The organism is Flammeovirgaceae bacterium (assembly GCA_015180985.1).
Lineage (GTDB): Bacteria > Bacteroidota > Bacteroidia > Cytophagales > Cyclobacteriaceae > UBA2336.
The window spans coordinates 561,140-576,473 of record CP054185.1; the positions used below are offsets into that span (position 1 = coordinate 561,140).

16 protein-coding genes and 1 riboswitch are annotated in these 15,334 nt (G+C 47.3%); of the genes, 8 read left to right on the plus strand and 8 right to left on the minus strand.

Annotation, left to right across the window (positions count from 1 at the left end; translation table 11 throughout):
• Positions 1-2: 2 nt before the first annotated feature.
• Genes HRU69_02700 through HRU69_02720 form a run of 5 tightly spaced genes read left to right on the plus strand, consistent with a single transcriptional unit; the run spans position 3 to position 5,646 of the window.
• Positions 3-575 carry a nicotinate-nucleotide adenylyltransferase gene (locus tag HRU69_02700; protein QOI96457.1) on the plus strand — a complete coding sequence of 191 codons (573 nt, stop codon included), beginning with the start codon at positions 3-5 and terminating at the stop codon, positions 573-575.
• Positions 576-612: 37 nt separating this feature from the next.
• Complete coding sequence (locus HRU69_02705) at positions 613-3,249, plus strand: carboxypeptidase-like regulatory domain-containing protein (GenBank protein QOI96458.1); 2,637 nt, start codon at positions 613-615, stop codon at positions 3,247-3,249.
• A 44-nt stretch (positions 3,250-3,293) separates the two neighbouring features.
• Entirely contained in the window at positions 3,294-4,310 is a 1,017-nt protein-coding gene (gene mnmH, locus HRU69_02710) for a tRNA 2-selenouridine(34) synthase MnmH (protein ID QOI96459.1), read from the plus strand.
• 6 nt (positions 4,311-4,316) lie between these two features.
• On the plus strand, positions 4,317-5,348 hold the full coding sequence (gene selD, locus HRU69_02715; GenBank protein ID QOI96460.1) for a selenide, water dikinase SelD: 1,032 nt from the start codon (positions 4,317-4,319) through the stop codon (positions 5,346-5,348).
• On the plus strand, positions 5,341-5,646 hold the full coding sequence (locus tag HRU69_02720; GenBank protein ID QOI96461.1) for a hypothetical protein: 306 nt from the start codon (positions 5,341-5,343) through the stop codon (positions 5,644-5,646). Before selD ends, HRU69_02720 begins: the two co-directional genes overlap by 8 nt.
• On the opposite strand, the gene HRU69_02725 is transcribed toward HRU69_02720, so the two are convergent.
• The 7 genes from HRU69_02725 to HRU69_02755 all read right to left on the minus strand — a co-directional run bounded on the left by HRU69_02725 (position 5,643) and on the right by HRU69_02755 (position 10,265).
• The gene (locus tag HRU69_02725; protein ID QOI96462.1) at positions 5,643-6,335 is read right to left on the minus strand and encodes a hypothetical protein; all 693 of its coding nucleotides are present in this window, start codon (positions 6,333-6,335) and stop codon (positions 5,643-5,645) included. The two genes, HRU69_02720 and HRU69_02725, sit on opposite strands and share 4 nt — an antisense overlap.
• A gap of 61 nt (positions 6,336-6,396) precedes the next feature.
• Entirely contained in the window at positions 6,397-7,449 is a 1,053-nt protein-coding gene (locus tag HRU69_02730) for a saccharopine dehydrogenase NADP-binding domain-containing protein (protein QOI96463.1), read from the minus strand.
• On the minus strand, positions 7,439-7,957 hold the full coding sequence (locus HRU69_02735) for a hypothetical protein (GenBank protein QOI96464.1): 519 nt from the start codon (positions 7,955-7,957) through the stop codon (positions 7,439-7,441). Before HRU69_02735 ends, HRU69_02730 begins: the two co-directional genes overlap by 11 nt.
• Entirely contained in the window at positions 7,954-8,376 is a 423-nt protein-coding gene (locus tag HRU69_02740; GenBank protein QOI96465.1) for a hypothetical protein, read from the minus strand. Before HRU69_02740 ends, HRU69_02735 begins: the two co-directional genes overlap by 4 nt.
• Before the next feature lie 2 nt (positions 8,377-8,378).
• A complete protein-coding gene (gene frr / locus HRU69_02745; GenBank protein ID QOI96466.1) occupies positions 8,379-8,933 on the minus strand; it encodes a ribosome recycling factor in 555 nt (184 codons plus the stop codon).
• A 63-nt stretch (positions 8,934-8,996) separates the two neighbouring features.
• Entirely contained in the window at positions 8,997-9,704 is a 708-nt protein-coding gene (locus tag HRU69_02750; protein ID QOI96467.1) for a UMP kinase, read from the minus strand.
• A gap of 60 nt (positions 9,705-9,764) precedes the next feature.
• Positions 9,765-10,265, minus strand: coding sequence for a biotin/lipoyl-binding protein (locus HRU69_02755; GenBank protein ID QOI96468.1), 501 nt, complete (start codon positions 10,263-10,265; stop codon positions 9,765-9,767).
• 48 nt (positions 10,266-10,313) lie between these two features.
• Positions 10,314-10,410, plus strand: a riboswitch (TPP riboswitch).
• A gap of 59 nt (positions 10,411-10,469) precedes the next feature.
• Here HRU69_02755 and HRU69_02760 point away from each other — a divergent pair.
• From HRU69_02760 to purN, 3 genes are all read left to right on the plus strand, one after another.
• Positions 10,470-12,824 carry a TonB-dependent receptor gene (locus HRU69_02760; protein ID QOI96469.1) on the plus strand — a complete coding sequence of 785 codons (2,355 nt, stop codon included), beginning with the start codon at positions 10,470-10,472 and terminating at the stop codon, positions 12,822-12,824.
• A 75-nt stretch (positions 12,825-12,899) separates the two neighbouring features.
• On the plus strand, positions 12,900-13,745 hold the full coding sequence (locus tag HRU69_02765; GenBank protein QOI96470.1) for a geranylgeranylglycerol-phosphate geranylgeranyltransferase: 846 nt from the start codon (positions 12,900-12,902) through the stop codon (positions 13,743-13,745).
• A gap of 10 nt (positions 13,746-13,755) precedes the next feature.
• Positions 13,756-14,364 carry a phosphoribosylglycinamide formyltransferase gene (purN, locus tag HRU69_02770; GenBank protein ID QOI96471.1) on the plus strand — a complete coding sequence of 203 codons (609 nt, stop codon included), beginning with the start codon at positions 13,756-13,758 and terminating at the stop codon, positions 14,362-14,364.
• On the opposite strand, the gene HRU69_02775 is transcribed toward purN, so the two are convergent.
• Complete coding sequence (locus HRU69_02775) at positions 14,365-15,324, minus strand: hypothetical protein (GenBank protein ID QOI96472.1); 960 nt, start codon at positions 15,322-15,324, stop codon at positions 14,365-14,367.
• Positions 15,325-15,334: the final 10 nt, after the last annotated feature.

Here is a 15,334-nt window from a genome sequence, read left to right on the forward strand (position 1 = left end):
AAATGAAAATCGGTCTTTTCTTCGGCTCCTTCAACCCCATCCATACCGGCCACATGATCATTGCCAACATCATGGCCGAAACCACCGACCTGAAAAAAGTGTGGTTCGTTGTAACACCTCAAAACCCACTGAAACCCAGCAAAGGTTTACTGCATGATTTTGACCGGTATGACATGGTGCGCGCTGCCGCCTATGATAACTACAAACTGGAAGTATCGGATGTGGAGTTTCATCTGCCCAAACCGAATTACACCATTCATACGCTGGTACACCTGTCTGAAAAACACCCCGATAAGCAGTTTAAAGTAATTATCGGTGAAGACAACCTGGAAACCTTTACCCGCTGGAAGAATTACGAAAGAATACTTAAGGATTACGGGTTGTATGTTTACCCCAGACCCAACGTAACAAATTCAGAACTAAAGCGTCACCCAAACGTTAAACTGGTCGAAGCGCCCATGATCGACATATCTGCCACCTTTATCCGCAACTGCATCCGAAAAGGCCAATCCGTGCGTTATCTTGTTCCCGATCCGGTGGAAGAAATGATTCGCACCCGTAATTTTTACAGGTAAGCAACCCGACAGGTAATTTTACAATCTTCAGGTCAGCATGCAAAAAGTCTACTCACAAGCATGGAACATCCGGTTAACCTGCCTGGGGTTTTTGCTGGCGCTTACTCCTCCGCTTTTTGCCGGTGGTATTCGTGGAACGGTTAAAGCCGATGATGGAACGTTGCTTTCCTACGCTACTATTTATGTAAAGCAAGCAGGAACCGGCACGACCACCAACGTAAACGGCTATTACGAATTATCCATTCCGCCCGGCAACTATAACATTGTGTACCAATACCTCGGCTATGAAACGCAGGAGCGCCAGGTAACCGTAGCTGAAAAATTTGAAGAGATTAACATCGTCATGAAGCAACAGGTAATCGTGTTGCAGCAGGTTACCATTTCATCGGGTAATGAAGACCCGGCCTATACCATCATGCGCAAAGCCATCGCCAAAGCGAAGTACCATACCCAACAAATTGATAGTTTTTCGGCACGTGTTTATATAAAGGGTGCAGGTAAGCTAAAAGATTACCCGTGGCTGGCAAAAAAGGCCCTGGAAAAAGAAGGGATTAAAAAAGATCGCGTGTTTATCTCTGAATCCGTCAGCGAAATCCGGTACAGGCGCCCTGCAACATTCTCTGAAAAAGTAATTTCCATCCGCAGCGATGGCAAAGACAACAACACTTCGCCCAACGCATTCATCTTCGGCAGTTTTTACCAGCCCGTGATTGCCGAAACCGTGTCACCGCTGTCGCCCGCTGCTTTTGGCTATTATAAATTTGAATACCAGGGCACATTTAAAGATCGCAACTACGACATCAGCCGCATAAAAGTTACCCCGCGCAGCCGGGGCGACAATGTAGTTGAAGGAACCATTTACATTGTAGAAGACTGGTGGAGCATCCACAGCCTGGATGTAATTACAACAAAGCTGGGAGTAAAAATCGGGGTGAAGCAAGTTTATGCACCGATTGATGATAAAGCCTGGTTGCCCGTTTCACAACAATTTGTTGTGGATGGCCGCTTTTTCGGCTTTGAGTTTGAATACAACTACCTGGCAACTGTAAGCGACTATAAAATTATGCTTAATCCTGAACTGGTTGTAGAAACCATGGAAGTAATTGATGACAAACTCCATAAAGAACAGGCAAAAGAGATTGAAAAGAAATTCGGGCAGAAAAACCAGCAACTGCAGGAGCGGATGGCTTCCGGTAAGGAGATTACCCGGAAAGAACTGAAAACGATACTGAAAGAATACGAGAAAGAAGAACGCAAAGAACTAAAAGAACCGGAAGTGCTCTACAACACTTCGTTTAAGGTGGATAGTGGTGCTTATAAAAAAGATTCGGCCTATTGGTCACTCATCCGGCCGGTGCCCTTAACCCTCGAAGAAGTAAAGGGTTACAAAATCACTGATAGCATCGCCATCGAAGAAAAGAAACGCGAAGAGGGCGATACAATTAAACGGGCTCAAAAGAACAAAAAAGGCTTTCAGCCGTGGGACCTTATCGTTGGCGATTATTATAAAATCTCAAAACATTCAAACCTGCAAATTGAATTCCCTCAAGTTTGGTTTAACACGGTGGAAGGATTCAACCTGATTTACCGCCTGAACTATGGCATCATCGTTCAGGATACAAACCGCACACACATCAACATCAGGCCCACGTTCCGGTATGCGTTTTCAAGAGAAACCGCCAGCGGTACGCTGCGTCTTCAGATACGCAACCGAAACCACCGGTTTGAACTGGAAGGAGGCCGGTACATACGGCAATTCAATGCCGATGAACCCATACTGCCGGTAGTCAACACATTTACAACTCTTTTTTTAGAACAAAACTGGATGAAAATATATGAGCGCGATTTCATCGCGCTGTCATATCGAAAGCGTTTCTCACCAAAATATTCAGCCGAAACAACCTGGTCATGGGCACAGCGCAGGGAACTTTTCAACACCACAAACTATAAATGGATTGACCGCGATAAAATTGAAGACTACACACCTAATGCCCCCGTTAATGCCGAACTTATAAACACAGGCTTTGCTGAACATTATGCCTTTATCGGATCGGTTGGTCTTTCGGCACGGCCCTGGCTGAAATACCGCATCCGTAACGGAAGAAAAGCTGAAATCGAAAATTCCTCACCCACCTTCAACCTGTATTACGAAAAAGGGTTCACCGGCCTGCAAAGTGAACTGGATTTCGACCGGATAGAAATTGGCGGACGCCATGAATTTGGCATTGGCGTACGCGGCCGCATGCACCTGGCACTGCGGGGCGGAGCTTTTTTAAATGCCGACAGCCTGGCGTTTATTGATTTCAAACACTTCTTAGGTAACCGCACGCCATTGGCCACCACCGACCCGATTGGAAGTTTCCGCCTGCTCGACTATTATATACACAGTACGGCTGATAAATACCTTATCGCCAATATGCATTACCAGTTCAGGCGTTTCCTGGTGTCATCTATTTACGAAGTACGCATGCTGGGCATCCGCGAAAATATTTTTGTGAATTACCTGGCCACCCCCACCTCCAGAAACTACACCGAACTCGGCTACAGTATCAATGGCATCCTGCGCTTCTTCCGGATTGAGGCAGCCGTGGCTTTTCAGGATGGAAAATACCAGTCGTACGGATTCCGGTTTGGCATCGCCACCAACCTGGCTGTCCGGTTCTCCGATAATTAACAAGCAGTTTTTGGCAGATGATCTGATCATGCTAACTTCAAGGCGTGGTCATCTCGCCCGAAGAATTCTTATCGCTCCGTAAATTACTGCCCGTAGTGGATGTCCGCTGCGAAGGCGAATTTCATAACGGACACATACCCGGAGCCATTAACATTCCGTTGCTGAACAACACCGAACGGGCAGCCGTGGGCACAGATTACAAACAAAAAGGACAAGCGGAAGCAATTAAAACCGGTTTCCGGCTGGTAGGCCCGCGGTTAGTTGATATTGTTAACGAAGCTGAAAGAATTGCATCAAACAACGAAATGATTGTTCATTGCTGGCGCGGAGGCATGCGCTCAACGTTTTTCAGCCGCTTTGTGGAAATGGCCGGTATTAAAACCCGCCAATTGAAAGGAGGCTACAAAGCGTACCGAAACATGGTGCAGGGTTCGTTTCAATTACCCTTTAAACTAATCGTAATTGGCGGATTCACCGGCAGCGGTAAAACCGAAATCCTTCGGGCACTGGAAAAAGCCGGTGAGCAGGTGATTAACCTGGAGCATCTCGCCCATCACAAGGGCTCAGTATTTGGCGGATTGCGGATGCCCCCCCAACCTACTACCGAACAATTTGAAAATGATCTGTTTGAGGTGATCCTTTCGCTGGATACAACCAGACCAATCTGGATTGAAGATGAATCCATTGCCATAGGCACGGTATTTCTTCCACTTGCCTTCTGGAAAACCCTAAGCGCAAGCCCGGTGATAGAAATTGATGTTGATAAATCCGTTCGGGTGCATCGCCTGGTAACGGAATACAGCCAATCCGATCCGACTGATTTTCTGAACGCCCTTACCGGCATTACTAAAAAACTGGGCGGCCAACACTACAAAGCGGCCAAAGAGAAACTGCTGGCCGGTGATTGGCACAGTACCATTGATATTGTGCTGACCTATTACGACAAAGCCTACCGAAACGGACTGGAGCGAAAACAACATCGGATTATCAGGCGATTACCTTGGGATGGGAAAAATGTAGAATTGATTTTGAAAAATTTATTAACAGCCCAGGTGGTTTAAATTGCTATGAACGAAATGAAACTAACGCTATTCTCGCACGGAGCGGGCTGTGGTTGCAAAATTGCCCCGGCTGTACTTGAAGAAATTCTGCAATCATACCAGCTACCTTCATCATTCTCCCGCTTATTGGTGGGCAATGAAACGAAAGACGATGCAGCCGTATATGAACTTACCGATGGAACCTGCATCATCAGCACCACCGACTTTTTTATGCCTATTGTGGATGACCCGTTTACGTTTGGTGCTATTGCATCGGCCAATGCATTAAGCGATGTGTATGCCATGGGGGGCACACCGCTGATGGCGCTGGCCATCCTGGGCTGGCCGGTTGACAAACTTCCGGTAGAAGCAGCACAGCAGGTACTAAAAGGCAGTCGATCAATGTGTGAGCAGGCCGGCATTCCGCTGGCCGGTGGGCACAGTATCGACAGCCAGGAACCGATTTTTGGCCTGGCTGTAACAGGAACTGTAAAAAAGCAAAACCTGAAACGTAACAATACCGCTAAACCAGGCGATTTACTTTACCTTACAAAACCGCTTGGAACCGGTATTATAACCACTGCCCAAAAACGCGGGCAGGCCCTTGCCGCAGATGTGGAAGAAGCCGTACGTGTAATGACACAGTTAAACACGCTGGGTGAAAAAATGGGCGAAATCCAGGCGGTTACGGCCATGACCGATGTTACCGGCTTCGGATTACTGGGCCATCTGCTGGAAGTGTGTGAAAGCAGCGGAGTATCGGCCGAGATTGATTACACCAAAATTCCGCTTATCAACCAACTTTCGGATTACACTGCTAGAATGATTTACCCTGACAACACCATGCGTAACTGGCAAAGTTTTCAGTCGAAGGTAAACGGCATCGGAAGTGAATCGTTACTAACCCTGTGCGACCCGCAAACAAGCGGAGGCTTGTTGATTTGTGTGCAGGCGGAATACAAAAATACCTTCGAGCAGAGATTTGGCGTACAAGGGCTGCAGCCGATTGGAAAATTAACTAAAGAACAACCTTCTACAATCACCATACACCATGGATGAAACAACCGAATTACTATGGCGTGCCTCGGAAGAAAAACTGACCTGCCGCATCCAAATGCTGCATGAGCCTTTACCGCGTATTGTTCATCCGTACGGTATTTGCCGCACCACACGCAACCAGGTGGTAGTGGTGTGCTGGCAGGAGCGCGGCTTTACCAAAGCCGGTGCCACGGCCGGCTACCGCAACCTGCAACTTGACGAGATCGCAGAAGCGGAGGTGACAGACCAACACTTTTTTAAACGCGATGATTTCAATCCGCGCGATGGTCAGTACAAGGAGTGGGTTTATCACATTTAATTCTGCCGGCTTACCAGCAATGTGTATGATGCAAGGTTGCCGTTCTTATCGTACGCCTCCGATTTGACCATGCCCGCTTTTTCGGCAAACCATTCAACCGAAGAAAAATTCAGGTTCATGGCAACACCCATTTGCATCTGCGTGCTTGACTTACCGGAAATCTTCCAGCACTCAAACGTTCCGGCTGGTGTGGTAATCGTCTCCTTCCCTTCCACCTTCCTATCGGTAATGTTTACTGTAATTTTCATCGGTATCGGACTCCCCACGGCTGTCATCGTAACCGAACCGTTTTTTAAAGACTGCCCGGCCGAAAGTTTCGAGGGCAGTTCCAGGTTCTCGGTTTCAAATTTCAGTTCATACGAATCGAACGCCTTTTGCTGTTCCTGCGGAATAAACCTGCGCATATCCATAATAAAAACACCACCCTCACATTTAACGTCCAGATCAGCCTCGGTAAGTTTTTTACCCTTTTCATTAAACACAACGGTATGGATGGTAGCCTTATACCCGCCCGCTGCTGCCTGATAGGCCGTTACTTTCTGTTCGTTTTTACCAACTGGTTTGCCTTTACCGTTATAATTTTCATAGGTCCAGGTAGTTCCATCGGCCAGTACATAAAAATCGTTACACTGAGCAAATGTGTAGACCGTGAAAAGAAGCAATGCAAAACTAAAGACGATGCGTTTCATAGTAATTGAAATGTTGTATTGCCGAAAGTAGATAAAAGTTTAAAACCGGTCAAAAATTACTTCAGCCGGTGCGGGTAGTTCCGCTTATTTCCAGTATCAGATTTGCCCCATACGCCATAGCCGGAGTGTGAAAGCCGGGGTTTAAATTTTTATTAAGAATTTTCTCTGCAATCAGTACACTGGTTTTGGCGGTAAGCATGTAACCGTTTAACGTTTGTATACGGGCATGTAATTCATTTCCGGCATCGTCCTTCACGCGGCCCCATAAATAGCTGCGGGCCGTGGCCAGCTTTTCAGCCGAAGGCCCGGGCGGCTGGTTTTCAATCTGTCGTTGCAGGAAATTTTTCACCCACCGTTGACCAAGCAACGGGTTTAAAAAATTACTTGCCTTCAGAAACCGGATAGTTTTGCTGCTCACACCGGCATATACTTCAATGTTGGGTATGCCGGTGCTGCGCCAGGCGGTGGCAATATCACCCCAGGGAATGCACACCGCCTTGCTTGTAAACGGCCCAAAGTCAACATCCAAAACCTTTTCAGCAGTTTTAAGGGTTACATATTTGCCTTCTTTACGGATGGTGCTTCCGTAACCAAGTCCTTCAACCATGGTTTTGGAAGTACCCCTTGAAAATCCGCCTGACGAGGCAAATGCAAGTTGCAGACTGGTGGCCGTGGGGAGTTTTTCTTTGAGGTAAAGCGCCAGGCAATCCGATGGCACCACGTCAAAGCCGGTGCCGGGCATCAGCATAATACCTTTATTCCTTGCAGCCTCAGCGTAACTGAAAATCTTATCAAACACCTGGTATTCACCGGTAATGTCGGTGTAATGGGTGCCGGTATTCAAACAGGCTTCCACCATGTGTCGGGCGGTAAACTGAAACGGGCCCGCACAATGAATAACCACAGCTCCTCTTTCAAGCAGGGCATGCAGTGCCTTTGTATCCGATAACGCAACCGATTGGACCGGATAACCCGTTTCGGCCCCTTGTTCAGCTAACTGCCGGCCATCGCGGCCCGATAAAATAGCATTAAGTCCGCGCCTGCGGCATTCCTCCACAATCAACCGGCCGGTATAGCCGTACGAACCGTAAACAATAATTGTATCAGCTTTCATCATTAGCCGGTTTATACCGGTGTAGTTTCGGCAGCAGGCTTTTGTACTGATCAGGGTTGCCCAGTATATAAAAAGTTTTTGTTGCTGTGCCCGTAATAAACCCGATAAACCCTCCGGCAAAAGCGCCCAGCAAACCGCTTCCTGCGGCATGCCCCAATTGATTAATGTTGGTACCGCTGCCGGTGTTAAACTCATCCCAGCCAATAGCAAAACCAAGCGTAAAGCCAATGCCTGCACCAATGAGGGTATTGCGTTTCACACTGTTAACTTTTCGGATTTCTAATCGATATATTTCATCCGGGGTAAATTCTTCTGTATCGGCCAGGTTGGAAAGACGGGCTATCGTCATTCCGGTGTCACCGGCATCCATCAGTATACCGGTGTACTGCTCTCCGTTCTTCAGGTATAATTTTATCAGCGAAGCACCCTTGGGGTAATTGATTTTTTGTTGCGCTCCGGCAACAGTAAAACTAAAAATAAGTGAAACTAAAAAGGCTATCTGCCTCATGGCTGCGGGCCTCGTTCCACACGGGTAACAAACACCCGGGTATCGCCACGCCACGGAAATTTCATGTAGCGTTTTACAAAATGAAGATTCACTCGTTCGCCCGTTAACGCCACGGCCTGCAGTTCTTTCAGCACTTCGGCTTCGCTGGACTCAACCGAAAAATCATAGGTTTCGGCAAGCGGGCTGGTTCCTTTGAGTGAGCCGAATGCTTCGCGACTGAGTTGGCCCTCGTAGGTTTTAAAGATTACGCCCTTCTCGGCAATGCGCAAAACTTTGCCGGCCATTACTCCACGTTCAAAAACGCCAAAATACATAAACACCGTCACCGCCAGGCCCAGACCCAGTAAAATTAGAAGTAAGCGTTTAACGAATTTCATGGTTGCCGTTTTCGCACGACTTACAAAGCCCTGGTCTTCCATGTTTAAACAGTTAGAATTTCACTTTCCTTCTTCTTCATCAAGGCGTCAATCTTGGCTATAAACTCATCGGTAAATTTCTGTACTGTGGCTTCGGCATCTTTAATATCATCTTCGCTGGTGCCTTTTATCTTCTTCAGGTGTTCGTTGGTTTCTTTGCGGATGTTACGGATGCTGATCCGGCCCTGCTCGCACTCGTGCCCAACCTGTTTTACCAGTTGTTTGCGTCTTTCTTCGGTTAGCATCGGTATGTTAACAATTACCTGCTGGCCGTCATTTTGCGGATTAAGACCGAGGTTGGCATCGCGGATGGCCTTTTCAATTTCAGGAATGAGGTTCTTCTCCCAGGGTTTGATAAAGATGGTTCGTGCATCGGGTGTAGTCATTGACGACACCTGGTTTAGCGGTGTCATGGTGCCATAATAAGAAACCTGTACCCCATCGAGCATAGCCGGGTTGGCTTTGCCCGCTCGGATTTTCGTTAGCTCATGCCCCACATGGTTAAGGGTCTTCATCATGTGTTCTTTGGCATCTTCAAGGTACATTTCAATTTCTTCCATAACAAAACGGTTTTCTATCGAAACAACACTACGTACAAATTACACTGTGCGCTGAAAATAAACCTAACTGATGAGGGTGCCGGCTTCTTCGCCCATGGCTACTTTCAGCAGGTTACCTTTCTTATTCATATCGAAAACGATTATCGGCAATTTGTTTTCCATGCACAGGGTAAAGGCCGTCATGTCCATGATGTTGAGGTTTTTCTCATAAGCTTCCTGAAACGACAGTTTGCTGTACCTGACGGCATCGTTAAATTTTTCGGGATCTTTATTGTACACACCATCTACGCGTGTCCCCTTCAGTACCACGTTGGCCTGTATTTCAATAGCCCGCAGGCTGGCGGTGGAATCGGTAGTGAAATACGGGTTGCCGATGCCTGCCCCGAAAATAACAATCCGCCCCTTTTCGAGGTGGCGGATTGCCCTGCGCCTGATAAACGGCTCGCAAACCTGCTCCATTTTAATACCCGACATCAGCCGGGTGTACAGTCCGTGTCGTTCAAGCGCACTTTGCAGGGCCATGGCATTGATAACGGTTGCCAGCATACCCATGTAATCGCCCTGTACGCGGTCAATGCCCAATACATCGGCTTCGCCACCGCGAAAAATATTTCCGCCTCCTATCACAATCGCCAGTTCAACGCCTTTCTCCTTTACACGCTTAACTTCTTCGGAATATTGCTCAAGCATGGCCGGGTCGATGTGGGTTTCTTTGTTGGAGCCCTGCAGGGCCTCTCCGCTAAGTTTGAGCAGGATGCGCTTGTATTTCATAGAATGCTGACTAAAATCCCGGCAATATATTCAGAAATGCAGCATGCATCAAAAAACACATCAGCTGCCAAATTCAATCAGCACCTGCCCTTTTTCCACGCTGTCGCCTTTTTTTACCTTAACGGTTTTAACAGTGGCCGGTCCGGAGGCCTTTAGTACATTTTCCATTTTCATGGCTTCCAGGATGAGCAGCGCATCACCCGTATGGACTGTATCGCCAACAGCTACCTTCAGGTCCACAATTAGCCCGGGCATGGGCGCTTTGATGGAATGCAGCGCACCGGCCGAAGCACTGTTCATGCCTAGTTTTTCCAGCAGTAAATCAAAGCGATCCTTAACCATCACTTCGTACTTGGTGCCATTGATTTTAATGGTGAACGCCTTGGCTGCCGGGTCGGCCTTCACTACCTCTGCTCGGTAGCTTTGGTTGTTGTGAATAATATGAAAATACCCTACGCTGATTTCAACAACATCCCAATCCAGTTTTTCACCATTAACAAGCAGGCCGTCAGGCGAGGAGGCCAGCGAAAAGGTGCGGTTATTAACCTGAGCCGTAAGCATGGCCAAAAATAGAACTTACCCTGCAGAAATCAGAATACAGATGATTACCTTTGCACCAAGGGGTGCCTTAAAATAACGGGCTGAGATTATACCCATAGAACCTGATGCCGGTAATGCGGCCGAAGGGAGGCAAAGTCCTGATGCAGGACGGTTTAATGTAAGCGGCACATTCCCCTGTGTGCGGCAGGCTTAAACCAGTTAAACATGATAAAAAAGATTGCAGTTGTTTGCATGCTGCTGGCAGGCAGCGGTGCATACACCCAACACCGTATTCACGGCAAAGTTGAAGACGCCAAAACCAAAACCGCCCTGGCGGGCGCCACCGTTACACGGTTGAGTGACCGGTTAACAACCGTAACCGATGGTGATGGTTATTTCAGTATCGTCCAATCGAATGAAAAAGCAGTTACGCTTGAGATTCGGTTTGTTGGTTATGAAACGCAACAGGTAACGGTAAAACCAGGCGAGGAAGAGTTGCTTATCGCGTTAGCTGAAGCAACCCTCCTTACCGATGAGGTGATTATCGTAGCCACCCGGGCGGGCGAAAAAACACCGACTACTTTTACTACTGTTTCAAAAGAAGAATTGCAGCAGCAAAATTTCGGACAGGATTTACCCCTGTTACTCAACTGGACACCCTCGCTGGTTACCACCTCCGATGCCGGTAACGGCATTGGCTATACCGGCATGCGCATCCGCGGAAGCGATGCCACCCGCATTAATGTAACCATCAACGGCATTCCGTATAACGACAGCGAATCGCAGGGCACCTTTTGGGTTGACATACCTGATATTGCTTCATCTACCCAGAGCATCCAAATCCAGCGGGGAGTCGGCACTTCTTCCAATGGCGCAGGTGCATTTGGTGCCACCGTAAATTTACAGACCAATACATTAAAAGCTGAGCCGTATGCCGAGGCCATTGTTTCGGCCGGATCGTTTAATACCCAACGCTATACATTTCAATCCGGCACAGGGTTACTCAACAATCGCTGGGCTTTTGATGCCCGGCTTTCCAGGATTACTTCTGACGGCTACGTGGAGCGCGCCTCCTCTGATTTGGGTTCGTATTTCCTTAGCGCGGGCTATCACGGAAAAAATACGCTGGTTAAGGCCCTTGTTTTTGGCGGTAATGAGGTTACGTACCAGTCGTGGTACGGGCTGGATGAAGCAACCATGAAATTAAACAGGCGGTTTAATTATGCCGGTGCGATTTATGATGAAAACTATAATGTGGTGCGGTACTACGAAAACCAGGTAGACGATTACACACAACATCATTACCAATTGCATGTTTCACAAAAACTGAATCCGTACTGGAATGCCAATATGGCCCTTCATTATACCCGTGGATTTGGTTTTTATGAAGAATACCACCAGGGCGATTCGCTGAAATACCTGGGCCTGCCCGATTACACCGTTGGCGATACTACTATTTCAGCCATGGATGTGGTGGTACAGCGGTGGCTCGATAACCATTTTTACGGCACGACCTTCTCATTTAATTACGAAAAGGATCGCACCAACCTGATTATCGGTGGTGCACTGAATCAATACGGCCACGCGCGCCACTTCGGCAAGCTGCTTTGGGCCCAGTTTGCCGATGCAGTTCCTTCTACCAACTACACCTATTACAACGGCTCCTCCTTAAAGAATGATTTCAACGGGTACATTAAACTACATTACGATATAACAAACCGGGTAAATGGATTTATCGACTTGCAGTACAGGCACGTATTTTACAAAACAGCGGGGCTGCGCGATGATCAAAGCAGTTATGCTGTAAATGAAACCTTCAATTTCTTTAATCCGAAAGCTGGTATTAGCTACACGCTGGCTGATCAGAGCATGCTGTATGCTTCCTATGCCATCGCCCACCGTGAACCGAACCGCACCGATTACCTGGAAAACGACAACAAGCCTAAACCTGAACGACTTGGCAACCTGGAAGCCGGCTGGCGTAAACGATTAACACGGTATACCCTCGAAATAAATTATTACCTGATGAACTATAAAGACCAACTGGTGCTTACCGGTGAGCTCGACAACGCGGGCTATCCCATCCGCGCCAACGTGGGCAGCAGCTACCGCACCGGCATTGAAGTATCTTCAGTTATTCGATTAAATCAGGCGCTTACGTGGAATGTTAACACAACGCTCAGTAAAAACATGAACCGCAACTATACGTTTACCAACAGCAACAACGATTTGATTACACGCAACACTCCAATTATTCTTTCACCCAATTTCGTTGCCGGCAGCCAGCTTTCCTGGCAAATCAACCGGATAGTTACTGCATCGCTTTTAAGCAAATATGTTGGCGGGCAATTTCTTGACAATACCGGAAACGAATCGCTTAAACTGGATGCTTATTTTGTAAATGATTTGCGTTTAAACTTTCGTACTCCATTTAAAACATTCGGTATGGAAGTTAACCTGTTGGTAAATAATGTGCTTAATGTGGAGTATGCGGCCAATGGTTACGCTTATTACGGAACCGCGTATTTTTACCCACAGGCCGGCCGGCATTTTATGGCCATGCTGCACATAAAATTTTAGCAACTCTTTTAGCCGGTAATCTTAAAGTGTGTAAGGAAATGGCCGGGGCTGTGCTTACTTTTGTTCTCTCCGGCCATGACCTCCTTTAAAGCCCTTGCTGAATCATTACTGCGCCTGACACGGGCCTGGAACCTGATTATTCTGGCACTTGCTCAGTATTTTACGGCTTATTTTCTTATCGGCAGCCATACCCTGCCGGACTGGCGGTTGTTTATACTGGCGGTCTCAACCACCATGGTTGCCGCAGCGGGGTACGTGATCAACGACTATTACGATATGAAAATAGACATCATCAACCGGCCCGGCCGGGTGGTGGTGGGCAGGCTCATTCACCGCAGGTTTGCCATCATCCTGCACGCAGCACTTTCGTTTGCCGGCATTGCGCTGGGTTTTTTATTGTCATACTGGATTGTCGCAATTAATATCTTTTCGGTGGTTTTATTGTGGTTTTATTCCAGTCTGCTGAAGCGATTACCATTTGTGGGCAACCTGGCCGTTTCAGTATTAACCGGACTTTCCATTGCGGTGATTAACATTTTGTACCATACACCCAACCTGCTGGTAATTATCTACGCGGTCTTTGCATTTTTTATGACGCTGATTCGTGAGATTATCAAAGACATGGAAGATTTAAAAGGCGATAATACGTATGGATGCAAAACACTTCCCATCGTTTGGGGAATTCGCAAAACAAAAATATTTCTATATACACTTATAACCCTGTTTGCATTAAGTGTCTTGTTTATCAACTACGCTTATGTAAAGTTAGAGATGATTTATTTTATAATGTTCCTGTTCGTTCCGTTGGCCTGGCTGGTGTCGCGCCTGGCCCGGGCTGATACCATGCGCGATTTCGGGTGGCTGAGTAGTTTTTGCAAAGTGATTCTGCTGCTCGGAATTTTAAGCATGGCTCTTGTTTAGTTCTTATTCTATGCAAACACAACTGTCCGGTTCCGACAACTCCACACACGAAAAACGGCTGGCCATCTTTGCTTCCGGCAGCGGCACGAATGCCGAGGCGATTATGACGCATTTTGCAAATCATCCGCTGGTTGCCGTTGCCGCATTACTCAGTAATAATCCGCACGCCTATGCGCTGCAGCGCGCACAAAAATTTAACGTACCGACTTTTGTATTTAATCGTCACCAGTTTAAGGAGTCGCATGAAGTGTTGAACTGGCTCACCGAAAAGAAAATCACCCACCTGGTGCTGGCCGGCTTTATGTGGCTGGTGCCCGATTACCTGGTAAAAGCCTATGCCGGAAGAATCATTAACATCCACCCGGCCCTGCTGCCCCGGTATGGAGGCAAGGGCATGTACGGCATGCACGTGCACCAGGCTGTAAAGGCTGCCGGTGAAAAGGAGACTGGCATTACCATCCACCTGGTTAATGAGCGATACGATGAAGGGAAAATTTTGCTTCAGGCACGGGTTAAATTAACAGGCACTGAAACAGCCGAAGAGATTGCCGCTAAAGTACACGAACTGGAATACCGGCACTACCCGGACGTAATTGAAAAATGGGCTAGAAATTCCTGATCAGCCAAACCGTTTCTCGATGATCTCGATAAACTCAAGGTATTCATCGCTCTCCCTGTCCCATGAGTCCTCAAACTGGCTGATGTATTTAAGCGCCCCGGCTATAGAATCCTGCCGGTCAATGTCATCAACAGCTTTACTGAACAATTCGAAATCGCCATTGAACAGCACTTTGGTGAACATGAATTTCTGATTGATTGTCAGCCGGTCTTTGATTTTATCAATCTTCTGAAAATTATCAGCCAGGGTGGCCCTTTGCTTTTTTTCTTCTTGAGACCTTGTCTTGGTCGGTGCCGGCTTATCAACCGGTTTTGGTGCCGGCTCTGCTTTTTTTACATAAAAACCCTCAGGGTTTAATTTTTCAATTTTGCTGAATTGCTCAAAGAAAGGCTCCACATCTTCGGGTGTAAAGTTTACTGCTTCCAGAATCTGATCCAACATGGCAAACGCTTCGTTGCCCGAAATTGCAGTCACGTTCCGATCCTCGAGTTGTTGAACAAGTTTTTCGAGCGGAGCTTTATTGATTTTGAGGTATTTGATCTCGTCCCGGAATGCAGCTACCTCCAGTTTATTGTTGACACCCGAGATCAGCACCGAGAAATAATCATACGGATTAAAAATCACCAGCAGCGTTGCACTTACCGCTTTCTTCAGCAAGGGTGCAAAGTGGGCGCGATCAATGGAAATATGTTGCGATAAAACGCCCAGGTATTGTTCCAGGGCTTCTTTAACCTCCTGGTGCTCGTAATCAAAATAGGGGCTTTTCAGTTTTTTTGTTTCATCACGCCACAGGCGGAATAACTCGCGGATAACAAACAGGTTTACCTGCTGCACCTCGCACAGCGAGAGGATTTCCTTACCGGTAATACGCTCTTTTTTATCAAAAAATTTTGCCAATACCTTTTCTGCAAACGCATCGCTGTACAGGGCTATAGCTTCCAGACTGATTTTTTCATCCATAAGGTATCAA